Annotated in this window: 21 protein-coding genes and 1 tRNA gene; 9 read left to right on the top strand and 13 right to left on the bottom strand. The window is 62.5% G+C overall.

All coding sequences use genetic code 11. The annotated features are described in order from the left end of the window. Positions 1–62: 62 nt before the first annotated feature. The 4 genes from rpoN (at position 63) to V1294_RS03075 (ending at position 4,947) form a co-directional block, all read left to right on the top strand. Positions 63–1,718, top strand: a complete 1,656-nt coding sequence (rpoN, locus tag V1294_RS03090; protein WP_334487499.1) for an RNA polymerase factor sigma-54 — start codon at positions 63–65, stop codon at positions 1,716–1,718. A gap of 130 nt (positions 1,719–1,848) precedes the next feature. Then, positions 1,849–2,451, top strand: a complete 603-nt coding sequence (gene hpf / locus V1294_RS03085; RefSeq protein ID WP_334487497.1) for a ribosome hibernation-promoting factor, HPF/YfiA family — start codon at positions 1,849–1,851, stop codon at positions 2,449–2,451. Positions 2,452–2,680: 229 nt separating this feature from the next. Continuing rightward, a complete protein-coding gene (ptsN, locus tag V1294_RS03080) occupies positions 2,681–3,142 on the top strand; it encodes a PTS IIA-like nitrogen regulatory protein PtsN (RefSeq protein WP_028347914.1) in 462 nt (153 codons plus the stop codon). 116 nt (positions 3,143–3,258) lie between these two features. Then, positions 3,259–4,947 (top strand): methyl-accepting chemotaxis protein, encoded by a 1,689-nt coding sequence (locus V1294_RS03075; protein WP_334487494.1) that lies wholly within the window; start codon positions 3,259–3,261, stop codon positions 4,945–4,947. Positions 4,948–5,131: 184 nt separating this feature from the next. Here the strand turns inward: V1294_RS03075 and V1294_RS03070 are convergent, their stop codons facing one another. The 8 genes from V1294_RS03070 to V1294_RS03035 all read right to left on the bottom strand — a co-directional run bounded on the left by V1294_RS03070 (position 5,132) and on the right by V1294_RS03035 (position 12,312). After that, the gene (locus tag V1294_RS03070) at positions 5,132–5,398 is read right to left on the bottom strand and encodes a DUF1150 family protein (RefSeq protein ID WP_028347912.1); all 267 of its coding nucleotides are present in this window, start codon (positions 5,396–5,398) and stop codon (positions 5,132–5,134) included. A gap of 49 nt (positions 5,399–5,447) precedes the next feature. Further along, positions 5,448–5,873: an Hsp20 family protein gene (locus V1294_RS03065; RefSeq protein WP_057839164.1), complete on the bottom strand. Its 426-nt coding sequence runs from the start codon at positions 5,871–5,873 to the stop codon at positions 5,448–5,450. 198 nt (positions 5,874–6,071) lie between these two features. Next, positions 6,072–7,163 carry a sn-glycerol-3-phosphate import ATP-binding protein UgpC gene (locus V1294_RS03060; RefSeq protein ID WP_334495075.1) on the bottom strand — a complete coding sequence of 364 codons (1,092 nt, stop codon included), beginning with the start codon at positions 7,161–7,163 and terminating at the stop codon, positions 6,072–6,074. 7 nt (positions 7,164–7,170) lie between these two features. Next, entirely contained in the window at positions 7,171–8,019 is an 849-nt protein-coding gene (ugpE, locus tag V1294_RS03055) for a sn-glycerol-3-phosphate ABC transporter permease UgpE (RefSeq protein WP_334495073.1), read from the bottom strand. After that, the gene (ugpA, locus tag V1294_RS03050) at positions 8,019–8,900 is read right to left on the bottom strand and encodes a sn-glycerol-3-phosphate ABC transporter permease UgpA (RefSeq protein WP_334487487.1); all 882 of its coding nucleotides are present in this window, start codon (positions 8,898–8,900) and stop codon (positions 8,019–8,021) included. Before ugpA ends, ugpE begins: the two co-directional genes overlap by 1 nt. An 81-nt stretch (positions 8,901–8,981) precedes the next feature. Beyond that, a complete protein-coding gene (ugpB, locus tag V1294_RS03045; protein ID WP_334495071.1) occupies positions 8,982–10,295 on the bottom strand; it encodes a sn-glycerol-3-phosphate ABC transporter substrate-binding protein UgpB in 1,314 nt (437 codons plus the stop codon). Positions 10,296–10,484: 189 nt separating this feature from the next. Next, a complete protein-coding gene (locus V1294_RS03040; RefSeq protein ID WP_334495069.1) occupies positions 10,485–11,690 on the bottom strand; it encodes a CaiB/BaiF CoA transferase family protein in 1,206 nt (401 codons plus the stop codon). Between the two features lie 196 nt (positions 11,691–11,886). After that, a complete protein-coding gene (locus V1294_RS03035) occupies positions 11,887–12,312 on the bottom strand; it encodes an organic hydroperoxide resistance protein (RefSeq protein WP_334495067.1) in 426 nt (141 codons plus the stop codon). Between the two features lie 166 nt (positions 12,313–12,478). Between V1294_RS03035 and V1294_RS03030 the strand changes: the two genes are divergently transcribed. Then, positions 12,479–12,937: a MarR family winged helix-turn-helix transcriptional regulator gene (locus tag V1294_RS03030; RefSeq protein ID WP_108512706.1), complete on the top strand. Its 459-nt coding sequence runs from the start codon at positions 12,479–12,481 to the stop codon at positions 12,935–12,937. A gap of 9 nt (positions 12,938–12,946) precedes the next feature. On the opposite strand, the gene V1294_RS03025 is transcribed toward V1294_RS03030, so the two are convergent. The 3 genes from V1294_RS03025 to V1294_RS03015 all read right to left on the bottom strand — a co-directional run bounded on the left by V1294_RS03025 (position 12,947) and on the right by V1294_RS03015 (position 13,941). Beyond that, a complete protein-coding gene (locus tag V1294_RS03025; protein WP_213286762.1) occupies positions 12,947–13,186 on the bottom strand; it encodes a GIY-YIG nuclease family protein in 240 nt (79 codons plus the stop codon). A 162-nt stretch (positions 13,187–13,348) separates the two neighbouring features. Next, positions 13,349–13,424: transfer RNA gene (locus tag V1294_RS03020), tRNA-Ala, on the bottom strand. Between the two features lie 91 nt (positions 13,425–13,515). Continuing rightward, positions 13,516–13,941 (bottom strand): TIGR02300 family protein, encoded by a 426-nt coding sequence (locus tag V1294_RS03015; RefSeq protein ID WP_108512704.1) that lies wholly within the window; start codon positions 13,939–13,941, stop codon positions 13,516–13,518. 143 nt (positions 13,942–14,084) lie between these two features. Here V1294_RS03015 and aroA point away from each other — a divergent pair, with 143 nt between their 5' ends. Genes aroA through V1294_RS03000 form a run of 3 tightly spaced genes read left to right on the top strand, consistent with a single transcriptional unit; the run spans position 14,085 to position 16,423 of the window. Further along, positions 14,085–15,422 (top strand): 3-phosphoshikimate 1-carboxyvinyltransferase, encoded by a 1,338-nt coding sequence (gene aroA, locus V1294_RS03010; protein WP_334495064.1) that lies wholly within the window; start codon positions 14,085–14,087, stop codon positions 15,420–15,422. 10 nt (positions 15,423–15,432) lie between these two features. Then, complete coding sequence (locus V1294_RS03005; protein WP_334495062.1) at positions 15,433–16,038, top strand: hypothetical protein; 606 nt, start codon at positions 15,433–15,435, stop codon at positions 16,036–16,038. Further along, complete coding sequence (locus tag V1294_RS03000) at positions 16,016–16,423, top strand: hypothetical protein (protein WP_334495061.1); 408 nt, start codon at positions 16,016–16,018, stop codon at positions 16,421–16,423. Before V1294_RS03005 ends, V1294_RS03000 begins: the two co-directional genes overlap by 23 nt. A gap of 178 nt (positions 16,424–16,601) precedes the next feature. On the opposite strand, the gene V1294_RS02995 is transcribed toward V1294_RS03000, so the two are convergent. After that, on the bottom strand, positions 16,602–17,591 hold the full coding sequence (locus tag V1294_RS02995) for a Bug family tripartite tricarboxylate transporter substrate binding protein (RefSeq protein WP_334495059.1): 990 nt from the start codon (positions 17,589–17,591) through the stop codon (positions 16,602–16,604). A 169-nt stretch (positions 17,592–17,760) separates the two neighbouring features. Here V1294_RS02995 and cmk point away from each other — a divergent pair, with 169 nt between their 5' ends. After that, a complete protein-coding gene (gene cmk / locus V1294_RS02990) occupies positions 17,761–18,402 on the top strand; it encodes a (d)CMP kinase (protein WP_334490100.1) in 642 nt (213 codons plus the stop codon). 45 nt (positions 18,403–18,447) lie between these two features. Here cmk and V1294_RS02985 read toward each other — a convergent pair whose 3' ends face one another. After that, positions 18,448–18,618 (bottom strand): hypothetical protein, encoded by a 171-nt coding sequence (locus V1294_RS02985; RefSeq protein WP_190241643.1) that lies wholly within the window; start codon positions 18,616–18,618, stop codon positions 18,448–18,450. Positions 18,619–18,701 lie beyond the last annotated feature (83 nt).

Below are 18,701 nucleotides of genomic sequence, written 5' to 3'. Positions count from 1 at the left end.
GGGCTCTGGACTAATATAAGCAAGAATCGGACCAACTTTTCAGTGGATCGGTTCTTGGCCTCATGGCGCTGACGCAGAGACTAGAGTTCCGCCAGTCGCAGTCGCTGGTGATGACGCCGCAATTGATGCAGGCGATCAAGCTGCTGCAATTGTCGAATCTCGACCTCTCGGCTTTCGTCGAGGAGGAACTGGAGCGCAATCCGCTCCTGGACCGGGCCAGCGACGGTCCCGAAGCCCCGGTGGCGGGCGAGCCGGCCACTGAGCGCGCCGAATTCTCCGATTCAGGCGATTCCGGCAGCTATGGCGACGAGGGCGGCGATGCCTCCGATATGGCGTCAGGCCCCGCCGGCGAGGCCTTCGAGCCCGGCCAGGAGGACTGGCTGAACCGCGATTTGGGCAGCCGCACCGAGATCGAGCAGACGCTGGACACCCCGCTCGACAACGTCTTTTCCGAAGAGCCCGCCGAAGCCGCCGCTCGGGTGGCGCAGGATGCGGCACCGACCGCCTACACCGAATGGGGCGGCGGCGCCTCCAACGACGACGACTACAATCTGGAAGCCTTCGTCGCCGCCGAGGTGACGCTCGGCAGCCACCTCGCCGAACAGCTTGCGGTGGCGTTCAGCGCGCCGGCGCAGCGCATGATCGGGCAGTATCTGATCGATCTCGTCGACGATGCCGGCTACCTGCCGCCGGATCTGGGACAGGCCGCCGAGCGGCTGGGCGCCTCGCAAGGGGATGTCGATGCGGTGCTGACCGTGCTGCAGAAATTCGATCCGCCCGGCGTCTGTGCGCGGAATTTGAGCGAGTGCCTCGCAATTCAGCTCCGCGAACTCAACCGCTACGACCCCGCGATGCAAGCGCTGGTGGAAAATCTCGATCTGCTGGCCAAGCGCGACATCGCCTCTCTGCGCAAATTGTGCGGCGTCGACGACGAAGACATCACCGACATGATCGGTGAAATCCGCCGCCTCGATCCCAAGCCCGGCCTGAAATTCGGTTCGGCGCGCACGCAGACCATGGTGCCTGACGTCTATGTGCGGCCCGGCCCGGACGGCGGCTGGCATGTGGAGCTCAACAGCGACACGTTGCCGCGCGTGCTGGTCAATCAGGTCTATTACACCGAGCTGTCGAAGACGATCCGCAAGGACGGCGACAAATCCTATTTCACGGATTGTCTGCAGAACGCGACCTGGCTGGTCCGCGCGCTCGATCAGCGTGCCCGCACCATTTTGAAAGTCGCCACCGAAATCGTCCGCCAGCAGGATGGTTTCTTCACGCATGGCGTCGCGCATCTGCGGCCGCTGAATCTGAAGGCGGTGGCGGACGCGATCCAGATGCACGAATCGACGGTGTCGCGGGTTACCGCCAACAAATATATGGCGACCAATCGCGGCAGCTTCGAGCTGAAATATTTCTTCACCGCCTCGATCGCGTCGGCCGATGGCGGCGAGGCGCATTCGGCGGAGGCGGTCCGTCACCACATCAAGCAATTGATCGACGCGGAAGCCCCAAGCGCGATCCTCTCGGATGACACTATCGTGGAACGATTGCGCGAATCCGGCATTGATATTGCCCGACGCACGGTCGCGAAATACCGCGAAGCGATGCGCATTCCTTCCTCGGTCCAGCGCCGCCGCGACAAACAGAGCATGCTCGGTAACGCCCTTTCCGCTCCCGCCACTTCCTCCGACCGGTCCCGCGATACGGCCCCGGCCTGATTGCGTTCGCGTCAAATCGCGATAGTCTCGGTTCCCCGCCGTGAGCGGGAAAGAGACACCGGTTCATCGAAAGGACTCACCCTCCAACATCGAACTACCAGAGTAGTCGAGGCATCAAGTGAGGCACCAAATGACCCTTCGGATCTCCGGGAAAAGCATCAGTGTCGGCGACGCCCTTCGTTCGCGCGTCAGCGAGCGCACCGATGAGGTCCTGCGAAAGTATTTCGACGGCAATTATTCCGGCCACATCACGCTGAGCAAGGATGGCTTCGGCTTCCGTACCGATTGCGCACTGCATCTGGATTCCGGGATTACGCTGGAGGCCGATTCCAACGCCACCGATGCCTATGCCAGCGCCGACCAGGCGCTGCTGATGATCGAGAAGCGCCTGCGCCGCTACAAGAGCCGGCTGAAGGACCGCTCGGCCCGCAAGGCCTATGCGGCCTCCGCGGCGCTCGCTGAGATGGATGGGCCAGGGCTCGATGCGCCGAGCTATGTGATCGAGGCGCCGGCGGAGGGCGACGAGGAGGTTACCTCCTATAGCCCGGTCATCATTGCCGAGGCGACCACGTCGCTGAAGCGGCTTTCGGTCAGCGAAGCGGTTATGGAACTCGACCTGACCGGGGCCGCCTGCGTCGTGTTTCAGCACGGCTCCAGCGGCCGGGTGAACATCATTTACCGCCGGACGGATGGCAATGTCGGCTGGGTCGATCCCCCCTCGGTTACCCCCTGAGATATCTTCCCGATGGCATTGACGCCCCCAGCCACCCTCCCTATGGTCCGCGGCCTTAAGGATAGGGCGCATGAACTGGCCCTTCGGGAGTTGGCACCGCGCATGCGTTGGAGTAGAAGCCCCCAAATCGGGACCCGGGTCTAAGCCCGCCTCCCGTCTTATCTTCTTGACGCCCCGGTTCTAGAACCTATCTCGCAACCTGACGGTTCAATTCACCTCGGAACGCCCCATGACGATTACCGATCTGGTCGCACCCGAGGCGATTCTCCCCGCTTTGAAGGTCATCAGCAAGAAGCAGGCGCTGCAGGAGCTGGCGGCGCGCGCCTCCGCCCTGACCGGCCAGAACGAACGTTCGGTGTTCGAGGTGCTGTTGCAGCGGGAGAAACTCGGCACCACCGCCGTCGGCTACGGCGTCGCCATTCCGCACGGCAAGCTGCCGAAACTGGAAAAGCTGTTCGGACTCTTTGCCCGGCTGGAGCGCCCGATCGATTTCGAGGCGATGGACGGCCAGCCGGTCGACCTGATCTTCCTGCTGCTGGCGCCGGAAGGCGCCGGCGCCGATCACCTGAAGGCGCTGGCGCGAATCGCGCGGCTGTTGCGCGACCAGGACGTCGCCAAGAAGCTGCGCGCCTCGCGCGATGCCCAGGCGATCTATTCGGTGCTCGCCCTGCCGCCGGCGAGCGCGGCGTAGTTCCTCAAGGGGACCAGCGGTTTCTCCGGTTGGTAGCAGACCGGATAAACGCAATTTTAAGCTAAATAGCAGTTATTGCATTCGCTGGGATTTTTCATTACCCGGAGAACATTGCCATGACGCTGCGGCTGACGATTTCGCGCGCGATATTGATTTTTGGACTAGTTACCGCATTGGGCCTTGGTGCCGTGATTGCCACCAGCGTTTACGGGCTGTCGCAGCTCAAGGTCGGCGGTCCGCTCTATAACCAGATCAAGCTCGGCAACGACCTGATCGCCGACATCCTGCCGCCGCCGGAATACGTCATCGAGGCCTATCTCGAGGCCACCCTCGTGCTGCACGATCCGGCGCAGCTTGCGGCACATCGGGAGCGGATCGCGCAGCTCAAGAAGGAATATGACGAGCGGCGGGACTTCTGGGTCAAGTCCGACCTCGACCCGGCGCTCAAGACCAAGCTGGTGGATAAATCCGATAGCGAGGTGCGCCGCTTCTGGACCGCGATCCAGGAGGGGCTGCTGCCTGCGCTCGCCAAGGGCGACAGCGCCGCGGCGGCGAAATCCTATGCCGAGATCACCGCACGTTATACCGCGCACCGTGCCATCATCGACGACATCGTCAAGCAGACCAACGACCAGAACGCGGCGACGGAAGTCGCGGCGACGGGACGCGTCAGCACCTTCACGTGGGTCCTGTGGGGCGTTTCGGCCGCGGTGTTTCTCGTCATCGGCGCCGGCATTTTCGGCGTGGCATTCGGCGTCATTCGCCCGATCGCGGCAATGACTGACGTGATGAAGGGGCTCGCGGGTGGCGACCTCAATGTTTCGGTTCCGGCGCTCAGCCGCGGCGATGAAGTCGGCGCCATGGCGCGCGCGGTCCAGGTCTTCAAGGACAACGCGCAGCGCGTTCAGTCGATGGAACAGGAGCAGTCCAACCTGAAGCGGAAGGCGGAAGGCGACCGCAAGGCCGCGATGCAGCAGATGGCGGACGGCTTCGATTCCGCGATCGGAAAAATCATCCAGACCGTATCGACCGCTTCCTCCGAACTCGAATCATCGGCCGGACAACTGACCAAGACCGCCGAAGTGACCCAGGTACTCTCCGCGACCGTCGCCTCCGCATCGGAGCAATCCTCGGCCAACGCGCAATCCGCCGCGGCAGCCGCGGAAGAGATGGCCTCGTCGGTGTCGGAGATCAGCCGCCAGGTGCAGGATTCGCACAAGATCTCCCGCGAGGCGGTCAGTCAGGTCGAGCAGACCAATGCGCGGATTGCCGATCTCGCCCAGTCCGCCAGCCGGATCGGCGAAGTGGTCAAGATGATCAGCGCGGTCGCCGAGCAGACCAATTTGCTGGCGCTGAACGCCACGATCGAGGCGGCGCGCGCCGGCGAGGCGGGGCGGGGATTTGCCGTCGTCGCATCCGAGGTCAAGGCGCTTGCCGCGCAGACCGCGAAAGCGACCGAGGAAATCAGCGAGCAGATCGGCCAGATGCAGTCGGCGACCAATCAGTCGGTATCCGCCATTCAGGAAATCGGCGGCACCATCGGCCGCATCGCGGAAATCTCGCAGGCGATCGCGGCAGCTGTGGAAGAGCAGGGCGCTGCGACGCAGGAAATCTCGCGCAACGTGCAGCAGGCGGCGCAGGGAGCCACGCAGGTCGCGGGCAGCATCACCGACGTCAACCGCGGCGCGACCGATACCGGCGCGGCATCGACGCATGTGCACGGGCTGGCCCGGTCTCTGCTGGGACAGAGCAATCATCTCAAGGGTGAGGTGGAGAAATTCCTTTCGACCGTGCGCGCGGCGTGAGGAACTCGAAATTATTATGAAGGACGATACGCGGGCGAGGCCCGCGTATCCGAAACCCTCTTCTCACACTCGCTCGGCATCACGTGAACGACGCCAGCGAAGTTGTGTCAGTGACAGCAGGACGCCAGCGAAGTTGTGTCAGTGACAGCAGCAAGTGCTGCGTCAGTGACAACGGCAAACCGCCTCAGTGCACGCTGACAGCCTGAAGCTCGTTGCTCCATGCATTGGCGATCGCCGCTTCGCGGCTGTCGGTCAGCATGATCGGGGTGCCGTCGGCGGCATGCAGCGCGAACAGTTTCAGCCCTGGCGCGATTTTCGGCGCCTGCGGAAACAGTCCCGGCACGTCCTCGGAACGGACTTGCTTCACGTAGGCGATGTGGCCTTCACCAAGATGGGCCAGTGCCTCAACGGAAACCTTTTCGGATTCGAAGGTAACACTCACGTCACTCATGGTCTCGACTCCTTCTGGGTCTAAGCGGTCGAGTCCGCTACTTGTTCCATTATTCGTGCTCATTGATAGCAATTGTCTTAACGACCCTTTCAGGCTCCGGCCTGGCGAGGTCGATCGACAACAGCCCGTTTTTCAGATCCGCGCCCAGCACCAGCATCCCCTCTGCCAGCACGAAGGTGCGCTGGAAGTGGCGCGCGGCGATGCCGCGATGGATGTATTGCCGGGCCTTGTCGTCCTGCTGGCGGCCCCGGATCACGAGCTGGTTTTCCTCAGTGGTTACATCGAGTTGGTCGCGGGTAAAACCCGCTACCGCGAGCGTGATGCGCAACCGTTCGGGCTGGCCGTTGGCACGGTCACACCGCTCGATGTTGTAGGGAGGATAACCGTCGGCGCCTTTGACGACGCGATCGAGCGCACGCTCGATTTCGTCGAACCCAAGCAGGAACGGACTGGATAACGAAGGAACACGAGACATTACAAAGTCCTCTCGAAGCGACTTTGAGGGGCCCTTGCGGCGCCCCATTCAACCGGCCGGCCGACTTGCCGTCCGGTCACCAGGGAATATGGGGGTGATTTGGGAACGGTTCAAGCGCCTCTGAAAGCTGTGCAAATCGGCCGCGGCGGGCGATTTCCGATGTCATTCCGGGGCGCGAAGCGAACCCGGAATGACGAATCACCCGTCCACTCGCTTGCGGCCGTCGGCGGTAAAAAGATGCAGCTTGCTGCTGGCCGCAACCGCCCTGATTCGCTCGCCAATGGCCGGGCCGACGGCGCCGGGAATCCGCACGATCACCTCGCCCGGCGGCAGTTCGCCGGGCGTGGCGGCGACGCCCTGAACCTCGTGCTGCCTTGTGCCGTAAACAAAAGTTTCGGCGCCGACGCGCTCGATCGCTTCCACGGTGAGGCCAAGCGCCACGCCGCCGGCAACCGTTTCGTTCGTGATGACGAAATCCTCAGGGCGAATGCCGAGGATGCCGGCCTCGCTGATTCTGATATCGCCGGCCAATTGCGATTTGAGTTCGTCGGAGCGCAGCGGCATCAGATTCATCGGCGGCGCGCCGATGAAGGAGGCAACAAAGGTGGTCGCCGGCTTCTGGTAGATATCGAGCGGGTTGCCGATCTGCTCGACCTGGCCGCCGTTCATGACCACGAGAATATCGGCCAGCGTCATCGCTTCGAGCTGGTCGTGGGTGACGTAGATCGAGGTCGTCGAGAGACGGCGCTGCAGTTTGCGGATTTCGACCCGCATGGCGATGCGCAGCTTGGCGTCGAGGTTCGACAGCGGCTCGTCGAACAGGAACACTTTCGGCTGCCGCACGATGGCGCGCCCCATCGCCACGCGCTGGCGCTGGCCGCCGGACAATTGCCGTGGCTTGCGCTCGAGCATGGCGCCGAGTTCGAGAATGCGCGCGGCTTCCTCGACGCGGGTCTTGATCTCGGGTTCGGCCATGCCGCGGTTGCGCAGGCCGTAGGCCATGTTGTTGTAGACGCTCATATGCGGATAGAGCGCGTAGTTCTGGAACACCATCGCGATATCGCGGTCGGCCGGCTCGATCTGGTTGACGACGCGCCCGCCGATGTCGATCTCGCCGCCGGTGATGGTCTCCAGCCCTGCGACCATGCGGAGCAGCGTGGATTTGCCGCAGCCGGACGGGCCGACCAGCACGCAGAACTGGCCGTCGCCGACGTCGAAATCGATGCCCTTGATGGCCTCGAAACCACCGGCATAGGTCTTGCGGACATTACGCAGCGTGACGTTGGCCATGACTACCCTACTTCTCCGTCTCGACCAGTCCGCGCACGAACAGCCGCTGCATGAACACGACGACCGCGACCGGTGGCAGCATTGCGAGAACGGCGGTCGCCATCGCGAGCTGCCACTCGGCGAGTTCATCGGTCGTGTACAGCATCTTCTTGATGCCGGTGACGATGGTCTGCATCGAATCCTGCGTGGTGATCAGAAGCGGCCACAGATATTGATTCCAGCCATAGATGAACTGGATCACGAACAGGGCTGCGATCGTCGTTACCGACAGCGGCAGCAGCGTATCCCAGAAGAAGCGGAAGGGACCGGCGCCGTCGATCCGCGATGCCTCCAGCAATTCCTCGGGGATGGTCATGAAGAATTGCCGGAACAGCAGCGTGCCCGTGGCGGACGCGATCAGCGGCAGGATCAGCCCGGCATAGGTGTCGAGCATATGCAGGTCGGCGATCACCTTGTAAGTCGGATAGATACGCACCTCGACCGGGAGCATCAGCGTGACGAAGATGATCCAGAACGCGGTCTTGCGGAACGGAAAGCGGAAATACACCACGGCGTAGGCCGACAGGATCGAGATGAAGATCTTGCCGATTGCGATGCCGATCGCCGAGATGAATGAGTTCATCAGCATCTGCCCGACCGGCTCGCGGATGGCGCGCGCACCGCCGACGAAGATGGCGCGGTAGTAGTTGTCCAGCGTATGGCCGCCTGGCGTCAGCGGCATGTTGCCGCCGACAACGGTGGCGGCGTCATGGGTGGAAGCAATCAGCGCCAGATAGACAGGAAAGGCGACGATGAAGATGCCGAGCGTCAGAATCGTGTAGGCGATGATGTCGCTGAGCGGGCGGTGCTCGACCATCAGTACTGCACCTTGCGCTCGACATATTTGAACTGGATCGCGGTCAGCGCGATCACGATCACCATCAGGATCACCGATTGCGCCGCCGAGCCGCCGAGATCGCCGCCGAGCCGTCCGTCGGCAAACACCTTGTAGACCATGGTGGTGGTCGCGCCGGCCGGACCGCCGCCGGTGACGGCGTCGATGATGCCGAACGTATCGAAGAAGACGTAGACCACATTGACGACCAGGAGAAAGAACGTGGTCGGCGACAGCAGCGGAAAGGTGATGGTCCAGAACCGCCGCATCGGGCCGGCGCCGTCGATCGCGCCGGCTTCCAGCACGCTCTTCGGAATCGATTGCAGCCCGGCGAGGAAGAACAGGAAATTATAGGAAATCTGCTTCCATACCGCGGCCATCACCACGAGCGCCATGGCGTGGTTGCCATTCAGCAGCGGATTCCAGTCGAAATTCATCCAGCGCAGCGGTCGCGCCAGCGTGCCAAGCGTGGGATGGAACATGAATATCCACAACACCCCCGCGACCGCGGGCGCCACCGCATAGGGCCAGATCATCAGGGTCTTGTAGCCGCCGGCGGCTTTCAGGTTCTTGTCCGCCTGGGTCGCGAACAGCAAGGCAATGGAGAGCGACAATGCCGCGACCAGCGAGGAGAAAATCACCGTCGTCAGCATCGATTTGTAATAGCTGGGATCGGCGAACAGGCTCTGGTAATTTTCCAACCCAACAAATTCCGAATGCAATCCGAACGCGTCCTCGCGCAGGAAGGATTGCCAGACCGCCTGGCTCGCCGGCCAGTAGAAGAATACGAATGTGATGATGAGCTGCGGCACGAGCAGTAAATATGGCAACAGCCTGTTGTTGAAGACGACCGACTTTTCCATCTAGGGCGCTTTACAGCCTTCCGCGCTTAGGTGTCAGACCGGCTCCCCTTCCGGCGTGGAGGGGGAGCCAATGCCGACTGTCTACTTTGCCGTCTTTTCGAACGTTCGCAACATCGCATTGCCTTTGGCGACGGCCTCATCAAGCGCTTGCTGCGCGGTTTTTTGCCCGGCGAGGGCCGCTTCGATCTGCTCGGCCCAGACGTCGCGCATCTGCACCATGTTGCCGAAGCGCAGGCCGCGCGAATTCTCGGTCGGCTCCTTGTTGGTGAGCTCCTTTAGCGGGGTCTCCGGTACCGGGTTTTTTTCGTAGAAGCCGTCGGCCTTGGTCTTCTCATAGGCAGCTTTGGTGATCGGCAGATAGCCGGATTCCTGGTGCAGCTTGGCCTGACGGTTGGTGTCGGACAGGAAGGTGAAGAATTTCGCCACGCCTTTGTATTCATCGGGCTTCTTGCCGCCCATCACCCACAGCGATGCACCGCCGATGATCGAGTTCTGCGGTGCGCCGGCCGCGTCGGGGTAATAGGGCATCGGCGCCGAGGTGAAGTCGAACTTGGCGGTGCTCTTGGCGGTGGCGTAGTAACCTGACGAGGTCAGGAAGATCGCGCATTCGCCCGAACCGAAGCGGGCTTCGCTCTTATTTTCGCGGCCGGAATAGTCGTAGGTCTTGTCCTTTTGCAGGTCGATCAAGTTCTGCAAATGCTTCACATGTAGCGGCGAGTTGAAGGTCAGAACCGTGTCGAAGCCATCGAGGCCGTTGGCCTTGGTTCCGATCGGCACGTTGTGCCATGCCGAAAATTGTTCGATGTGCGCCCACGATGCCCAGGCATTGGAGAAGCCGCAGGTCTCGTGTCCGGCGGCCTTAAGCTTCTTCGCGGCAGCAAACACTTCCGGCCAGGTTTTTGGAATTTCGGCGATGCCGGCCTTCTTCAACTCGTCCTTGTTGATCCACATCACCATCGACGAGGAATTGAAGGGGAACGACAGCATGTCGCCCTTGGAGGTCGAGTAGTAGCCAGTAATGGTCGGCAGATAGGCCTTGGGATCGAAGGGCTCGCCGGCATCCTTCATGAGCTGGTAGACCGGCTTGATGGCGCCGGTGGCGCTCATCATGGTGGCGGTGCCGACCTCGAACACCTGCATGATATGCGGCGCGTTGCCGGCGCGGAAGGCGGCGATGCCGGCATTCATGGTGTCGGGATAGCTGCCCTTGAAGGTCGGAACGACCTTGTAGTCGGACTGGCTGGCGTTGAATTCCGCGGCGAGCTTGTTGACGATGTCGTTGTTGCCGCCGGACATGGCGTGCCACCACTGGATCTCGGTCACAGCGTAAGCAGGCGTGGCGAACGCCAGCGCAACAGTCACTGCCGCCGCTGCGCCGAATTGTCGAAGTGCCATGGAATTCCTCCGGGTTGGGGTCGTCATCTTCGTTTCGCGCGATAACAGCGCCGGATGACGTACAAATGACCGTATAAGCGAAAGGATGGTATTGGGGAAGTGTGCGCGGAGGGAAGCGGGAAAATAGGCGGAGGCCGACGACCGCAATCCGATTCGTCGTCCCTGCGTTCGTTCGCAGGGACGACCACTTTAGCGCTTGCGCTCGTCGCCGCAGACCGCGCCCTTGGCGACCAGCGCCTCGATCTCACCCTTGGAATAGCCGAACTCGCCCAGCACCTCTGATGTGTGCTGGCTGAATTTCGGCGGCGTCCGGCGCAGGCTCGGTTTTGTTCGTTCCAGCCGGATCGGGGAGGCGACGCCCTTGTACCAATCCTTCTCAATGATATCGCCGCGATGCAGCGTATGCGGATTGGTCAGCGCCTGGTCGATCTTCTGCACCGGACCTGCGGGTAGCCCGGCCGCCAGCAGGCGATTGCAGAGCGGCTCCGCCTCGTGCTGGCTGAACACGGCGGCGAGTTCGGCACGCAGCGCCTCACGGTTGGCAATGCGGTCCTTGTTACGGGCAAAGCGCGGATCGGTGCCGAGTTCGGGCTTGCCGATCTCCTTGGCGAGCTTGCGGAAGGTACCGTCATTGCCGACGCCGATGAAGATGTTGTCGGTCTTGGTCGGAAAGATCGCATACGGCACCAGATTGGGGTGCTCGTTGCCGGTCAGCCCCGGCGGCTTGCCGTGCATGAAATAATTCGCGGTGTGCGGATGCATGATCGCCAGACCGGTCTCGTACAGCGTGGTTTCCAGAAACTGCCCGAGACCCGAGCGCTGCCGCTCCGACAGCGCCATCAGGATGCCGATCGCCGCGTAAAGCCCGGTGGTGATGTCGACCAGGGGAACGCCGATCCGCATCGGGCCGCTTTCGGGCGAGCCAGTCGCCGCGATCATGCCGGTCATGGCCTGGATGATCGCGTCATAGCCGGGATTGCCGCCGCGCGGGCCGTCGGCGCCGAAGCCGGAAATCCGGCAATGCACCAGTTTTGGAAATTTCGCTCGCAGCACGTCGTTGCCGATGCCCCATTTGTCGAGCGTGCCCGGCTTGAAATTCTCGATCAGGACGTCGGCGGTCTCGAGCATCTTCAGCAGCACCGCGCGGCCGCCTTCGGAGGCGAGGTCGAGCCCGATCGAGCGCTTGTTGCGGTTGATGCCGACGAAATAGGCCGCGTCTTCCTCATGGAACGGAGGGCCCCAGTCGCGCACCTCGTCGCCGGCCGGCGGTTCGACCTTGATGACGTCGGCGCCGTGGTCGGCGAGGATTTGCGTGCAATAGGGGCCGCCGAGCACACGCGTCAGATCGATCACGCGCAGGCCGGTCATTGCGCCGGGAGCGGCTACAGAACTCATGGACAAGAACCTTCGCTCAAGGAGAAAATCGAAGTCTTGAGCTAGCGGTCTTCAGGCGCGGCGGCAATGGCGTCTCGCGCACAGGGCGCATGACGCCCCGCCGTAGCAAAGCTTGCGGAAAATTCTGTGGGGTGAACGGCCCGCCGGTATCAGCGGCGGGCCGTTCGAATCCCGTCGTCAGACGACCGCCGGGTCGTTACACGACCGTCAGGCGGACATCGATGTTGCCGCGGGTGGCGTTGGAATACGGGCACACTTGATGCGCCTTCGCGACCAGGGCTTCCGCATCCGCCTTTGCAACGCCGGGCAGCGAGACGGCGAGTTCGACATCGAGGCCAAAGCCGCCAGCCGAACGCGGGCCGATGCCGACGGTGGAAGTGACAGTGGCGTCCGCGGGTACCTTCGGGCCGCCTTGCGAAGCTACGAACTTCATCGCGCCGATGAAGCAGGCCGCATAGCCGGCCGCAAACAGCTGCTCGGGATTGTTGCCGGTGCCACCGCCGCCGCCGAGTTCTTTCGGGGTCGCGAGCTTGACGTCGAGCGCGCCGTCGAGGGTCGCAGCGGTGCCATCACGGCCGCCGGTGGCCTTGGCGCTGGTCTTGTAGAGCACGTTCACGGACATGTGGTTCTCCCTGGGTTCGCCGTTTCGATGGATAATGCATTGCATACAATTTGATTGTGCGCAATATAAATTATTGCAAAGCCCACGATCTAATCGTATACAATTGAAATCAAGCGCTTACGGTTCCAGATCGGGGATAGGGGCGCGGTCCGTTGACGAGGTTGTGATGGCCAGGAAACACGCGGCCGACCTGCCGCTGAGGCTCGATAATCAGCTCTGCTTTGCGGTGTATTCCACCGCGCACGCGTTCAACCGCGTCTACAAGCCGCTGCTCGACAAACTCGCTCTGACCTATCCGCAATATCTGGTCATGCTGGTGCTGTGGGAGCGCGACGGCGTGCCGGTGAAAGACATCGGCGAACGGCTGCTGCTGGATTCCGGCACGCTGACGCCGCTGCTCAAGCGGCTGGAGGCGGCCGAACTGGTCAGGCGCACGCGCAGCACCGAGGACGAGCGCCAGGTGCTGATCGCGCTGACGCCAAAGGGCGAAGCGCTGCGCGAGAAAGCGAGAGCGGTGCCGCAATCGATTCTCGCGGCGTCAGCCTGCTCGGTCGGCGAACTCATGGCGATGAAGAACGAGATCGTCGCGTTGCGCGATCGGTTGAATGCGGTGTTGGGGGAGTAGGAGGCGGGGTTAGAGGCGCTTCTTGGCGAATGCGCGGCCGGAGTGGGATTTTAGATATTTCTCGAAGGCCAGCGCCTTGTACTTGTCAGGAAAGGCGCAGTACCAGACCAACTTCCAGGGCTTGAATTTTGCGGTGTGGCTGGACTTTCCGGTGTTGTGATCTGAGATCCGACGTTTCAGATCCTCGGTTGCGCCGGTGTATTCCTGATCGGGAAACTCAACGCTGCGGATGATGTAGACGTACCACATCGAGCCTCACGCGCCGAAGCGCGGTCGAAGAAAATCATCAGCAGCAGGATACATTGAATTCTTTTGGCCGCCAGCCCGTCTTCGCCCGTTGGGCTACGCCGGGCACGCTTCGCTCTTCGGGCACCGCGCGGCTGCGCCACGCGTAGCCCGAAGGGCGAAGCGTGGTGGAGCCAGGCGGGATCGAACCGCCGACCTCTTGCATGCCATGCAAGCGCTCTCCCAGCTGAGCTATGGCCCCGTCACAGTCAAGGCACGGTCTCTTCCGACCATGCTCCCGCAAGCCTTGGGCGACTTGCGGGGGAGACCCAGAACACAGTTCTGGGCCGATCTCAAGTCTCTTCGTCGCCACCGACATCACCGATGATGTCGGTGACGTCCTCATCGCCTTCTTCCTCGTCGGGAATGAAGGTGGAATCGTCGTCGTCATCGCCCTCGATGGTCTCGTCGATCTCGATGTCGTCTTCCGATTCGGGAACCACGGCCTTGACCTTGCCGGTATTCTCTTCGGCGTCGGCCTCTTCGAGCGAAACCAACTCTTCGGCCTCGGCGGCCTCGGGCAAATCGGCAGCGGCGGTGGCTGAAGCGGCAGCGGCGGCGCGTGCGGCATCGCCACGGGCGGCCCGGGGCGGCGCAATCGGCGCTATCGGCACGACCTCGCCAGTGTAGGGCGAGATCACCGGATTCTTGTTCAGATCGTAGAATTTCTTACCCGTCGTCGGGCAAATGCGTTTGGTTCCGAGATCGGATTTGGCCACGTGTGGATCCTGGGAAATTCTGAAAAACGGTGCTTCACTTGGCTAGTTAAGGGGCTGGTGTCAATAGCGCTTTGAAGCATTTGACGGCCGCGTGACGTCGTAGCGCCCCTGTGGTACTTCCGCCCCCGCAAAGGACCACCATCTTGACCCATTCAACCACCCAAAGCCCGCTGGAATCCCGTGCAAGCGGTCCACTGAGCGGCAAAGTCCGCGTTCCCGGCGACAAGTCGATTTCGCACCGCGCCCTCATCCTGGGGGCGCTTTCGGTCGGCGAGACCCTGATTTCCGGCCTGCTGGAGGGGGAGGACGTCCTCAATACCGCCAAATCGATGCAGGCGCTGGGCGCCAAGGTCGAGCGAACGGGGCCGTTTGCCTGGCAGGTCAGGGGCGTCGGCGTGGCGGGCTTTGCCCAGCCGGCTTCCCCGCTCGATTTCGGCAATTCCGGCACCGGCTGCCGGCTGGTGATGGGGGCGGTCGCCGGCTGCCCGATCACTGCCGTGTTCGACGGCGACGCCTCGCTGCGCTCCCGCCCGATGCGCCGCATCCTCGATCCCCTGGAATTGATGGGGGCCAAAGCCGGTGAGAGCAAAGAAGGTGGCCGCCTGCCGCTGACGCTGCACGGCGCCCGCGATCCCGTGCCGATCCTGTACCGGACCCCCGTGGCTTCGGCCCAGATCAAGTCGGCGGTGCTGCTGGCGGGGCTTGCCGCGCCCGGCATCACGACCGTCATCGAGCAGGAAGCCAGTCGCGACCACACCGAGCTGATGCTGAAGCATTTTGGTGCGGAGATCGTCTCCGTCAATGAAGGCATTCACGGCCGCAAGATCGCGCTGACGGGCCAGCCCGAACTGCATGGCGCCGAGGTCGTGGTGCCCGCCGATCCGTCCTCGGCCGCATTCCCGATCGTGGCGGCGCTGGTCGTCGAAGGCTCGGACGTGACTTTTTCCGACGTCATGACCAATCCGCTGCGCACCGGGCTGTTCACGACGCTGCGCGAGATGGGCGCTTCGATCGAAGAAAGCGAAGTGCGCGGCGATGCCGGCGAGCCGATGGCCCGCTTGCGCGTGCGCGCTTCCAAAATGCGCGGCGTCGAGGTGCCGCCGGAGCGTGCGCCCTCGATGATCGACGAATATCTGGTGCTCGCGGTCGCAGCTTCCTTTGCCGAAGGCACCACCATCATGCACGGCCTGCAGGAATTGCGCGTCAAGGAATCCGACCGGCTCGAGGCGACCGCCGCCATGCTGCGCGTCAATGGCGTCAAGGTCGAGATCGCGGGCGATGATCTGATCGTCGAAGGCCACGGCCACGTGCCCGGCGGCGGCCTCGTCGCCACCCACATGGATCACCGCATCGCGATGTCGGCGCTGGTGATGGGACTGGCCTCCGACAAGCCGGTCAAGGTGGATGACACGGCTTTCATCGCCACCAGCTTTCCGGACTTCATCCCGATGATGCGGTCGTTGGGCGCGGAGTTTACATGAGGCAGGCGAGATGAGTGCAGCCTTTGATCGCGACGCGCTCCTCGACGCATTCGACAGGATTGGCCGTGCGGCGGCGCATGCCGGAACCAAACTGCAGATAGCCGTTTACGGCGGTTCGGCGCTGATGCTGGCAAGCAATTTTCGATTCGCTACCGAAGATGTCGATGTGTCCAAACTCGAGCATCCGCTGCCTGATTGGTTGGGTACTGTCGTGCGCGAAATCGCGCAACAAAATAGCTGGGAAGAAGACTGGTTTAACGACGGGGTTGCGTTCCATCTCAGTCCACTGGCCGATGGCGCCGCCGATCATCTCGAATTCGGTACATTTCCGCGTGACAGCGAGACCGCAGGACTCGTCGTTTCGGTCCCCTCGGCAGAATATTTGCTGGCGCTTAAGCTGAAGGCATTTCGTGTCCTGGACCCGCTTCGCGGTGAAACCGAGCGGCTGGATATCCTGAATTTGATGCGCGTCGTCGGCATTACTACTGTGGAGGACGCCATCGCTTTATTGGGTCGATATTTCCCACTAAGCGCTGCTTCTTCCGAGAAACAGCAGTTCCTTTTGAAGAACATGAACCGTGCGGGAGCGGCTGATGCGCCCAAATACCTTGGCTGAAGCGGTTGAAAGCATTCAGGCCGGTTCGGCACGCGACGTCGTCCTGGCTGAATTCGTGGACAGGTTCGACCTGGCGAAAACCGACCAAGATCGCTATGCGTCGATCGAACGTGAGCCGAAGCTGACGGGCGACAGCCGGCTTGACGCCTTGATAGGCGCGATCGCCGAGTATCTGGCCAAGCAGCGCCGGTTGGGGCGTGTTCCTCACTGGGTCTGCGATCCCGCTCGCCGCCTGGAGAAGCCCTGGTTTACGGCGACAAACCCCTCGGACGCGATGCGCGAATACCTGACCTTCAGCAGTCCGGCGGAATTTGCTTCGCGCAATATTTTCACAGAAGAACGGCCGCTGCGTCGGGCGCGGGGCCCGATCCCAACAAAACCATAAGGCAACACAATCATCGCCATCGATAGGCCGGCGGCATCCCGCAAGGGCATGCGCAGGTGTGGGCCCGCTGCCGGACGCTGCAGGCGCTTGCGCGTGGCATCGCCGCCAGCTCTCCGGATTTCATTCCGATGATGCGCGCTTTGGGCGCCAAGTTTCGTAAGAAGCGCCCTCGCGCGTCTCAGGACGGCGCAAGCCCGAGGCTCGTCACCGCCTCAAGCCAGACCGGCGCTTCGTCCTTGTACAGTTTCTGCGTCTCCTCGAACGTCATCGCGGTATCGTCGACGCCGAATGATTTCATGAGTTGCTGCAACTTTTCGGTCTTGCCGCCGGCGACGAGAAGTTTTGACAGTTTCTCAATGATGGCCGCCGGCGTGCCCGTGGGCACGGCGCAGCACTGGAAGCCGGTCAACTGGAAGATGCGCGACGTTGTGCCCTGCTCTGCGAAAGAAGGGACGTCCGGCAATGTCGACATCCGCTTGCGCGAGACGGCGACCGCATGGCCGCGGCCGCTCTGCAGGACGGACAATGCCGCGGAGTAGCTGCCGTGGGCGCCGTCGATAAATCCGCCGGCAAGGTCGGTCCACATCGGCGCCTCGCCGCGATAGTGGACCGCTTCCATCTTGAGGCCATACTGCTTGTTCATTTCGGCGACCGCCATGTGCGCGTATGAGCCTGCGCCGTAGGTGCCGACGTTGACCTTCTCGGCTTTCTTCGCGTAGGCGACAAATTCGGCGAGTGTCTTGGCGCCGGTCTTTTCGCCGGCCACGAACGGCAGGCTGCCCGCCGGCATGATCGAGACGAGAACGAAATCCTTGTCGGCGTCGTAAGGGATGTCTTTGATCAGAACGCGGTTCATGATCATGGTCGTCGAGATCGTGAACATCAGCGTGTAACCGTCTGGCGCGGCGCGCTTGGCTTCAACGGCTGCGACCGATCCCGAAGCGCCGGCCTTGTTTTCCACCGTCACGTTCTGGCCGGTCTCGGACCGGATATATTCGCCATAGGTGCGGGCAAACAAATCGGTCTGCCCGCCGGCCGGATAGCCGGCGATGATCTTGATCGGCTTGGTTGGCCAGTCGGTCTGCGCATGTGCCGAAGACCCGATCAGCGGGATCGCCGAGGCGGCCGCGGCGCTGCCGATAAAACGACGTCGTGAAATCGCGCTCATCGTATCCCTCCGGCCGGCGCTATTTCGAGCCGGCTTTCCGCAGATCAATGGATGAATTCACAGCCTGGCAGCAGAATAGAGGCGGTCAACGGCCAGGGCGAGAAACATTTGGACGCGTCCGCCTCTCCGCGGCCTTGACCACATGGCCGGTCTGTCGCACATGGCTCCCATGATTATCGCCATCGACGGACCGGCGGCATCCGGCAAGGGCACGCTCGGCAAGCGGCTCGCTCACCATTACGGCTATCGCCACCTCGACACCGGCGTGATCTATCGCGCGGTGGCGAAAGGGCTGCTGGACGAGGGGTTTGATCTTACCGACGAGGCGCGGGCGGTAGCGGTTGCCATGGAGCTCGATCCCGAAAGCTTCGGCCATCCCGAATTGAAGACGCAGCGCATCGGCGATGCCGCCTCTGTCGTGTCGGCCATACCCAGCGTGCGCGAGGCGCTGGTCAATTTTCAGCGCCAGTTCGCGGCCGATCCGCCGGGCGCGGTGCTCGACGGGCGCGACATCGGAACCGTGATCTGCCCGAATGCCGATGTGAAGATCTTTGTCGTGGCCGACCCGCAGGTGCGGGCCCGTCGCAGGACGCTGGAAGCGCTCGCGCGTGGCGAAGCCGCCGACGAGGCGATGGTGCTGGCCGACATCCTCAAGCGCGATGAACGGGACAAAAACCGCGCCGCCGCGCCGCTCAAGGCGGCCGCGGACGCCCATATCCTCGACAATTCAAATCTCGACATCGAAGGCGGCGTTCGGGCTGCCATTGCGATCGTCGAAGCGGTCCGCGCCGGGCGGGGAAGTTCTCGGTAGCCTGCGTCAATCCGGGATAGCTGGCTCCTGAGTAAAAGTTTCCGATCAGTTCTTCGAGCGTGCGCGGTCGAACGGCAGTCGCTGTTCGGCCATCATGACGGGCTTCGATTTGGCGGCGGCAATCGCCTTGTCGGTCGCAAAAGCGGCCGGCTTGCCGGCAACGGCTGTGGCGACGGTGAAGACGGCAATGGCGGTCAGAGCGATCAGGCTCTTCATGGTGGCACCCCTGTTTTTGGACGGCGCCAACGTATGGGGGTGGCGCTTAAGGCCGGGTTCCATCCCGCCGAGGCTAGCGGACC

This window comes from Bradyrhizobium sp. AZCC 1678, assembly GCF_036924765.1.
Taxonomy (GTDB): domain Bacteria; phylum Pseudomonadota; class Alphaproteobacteria; order Rhizobiales; family Xanthobacteraceae; genus Bradyrhizobium; species Bradyrhizobium algeriense.
This window is presented reverse-complemented; position numbering and strand designations above follow the sequence as displayed.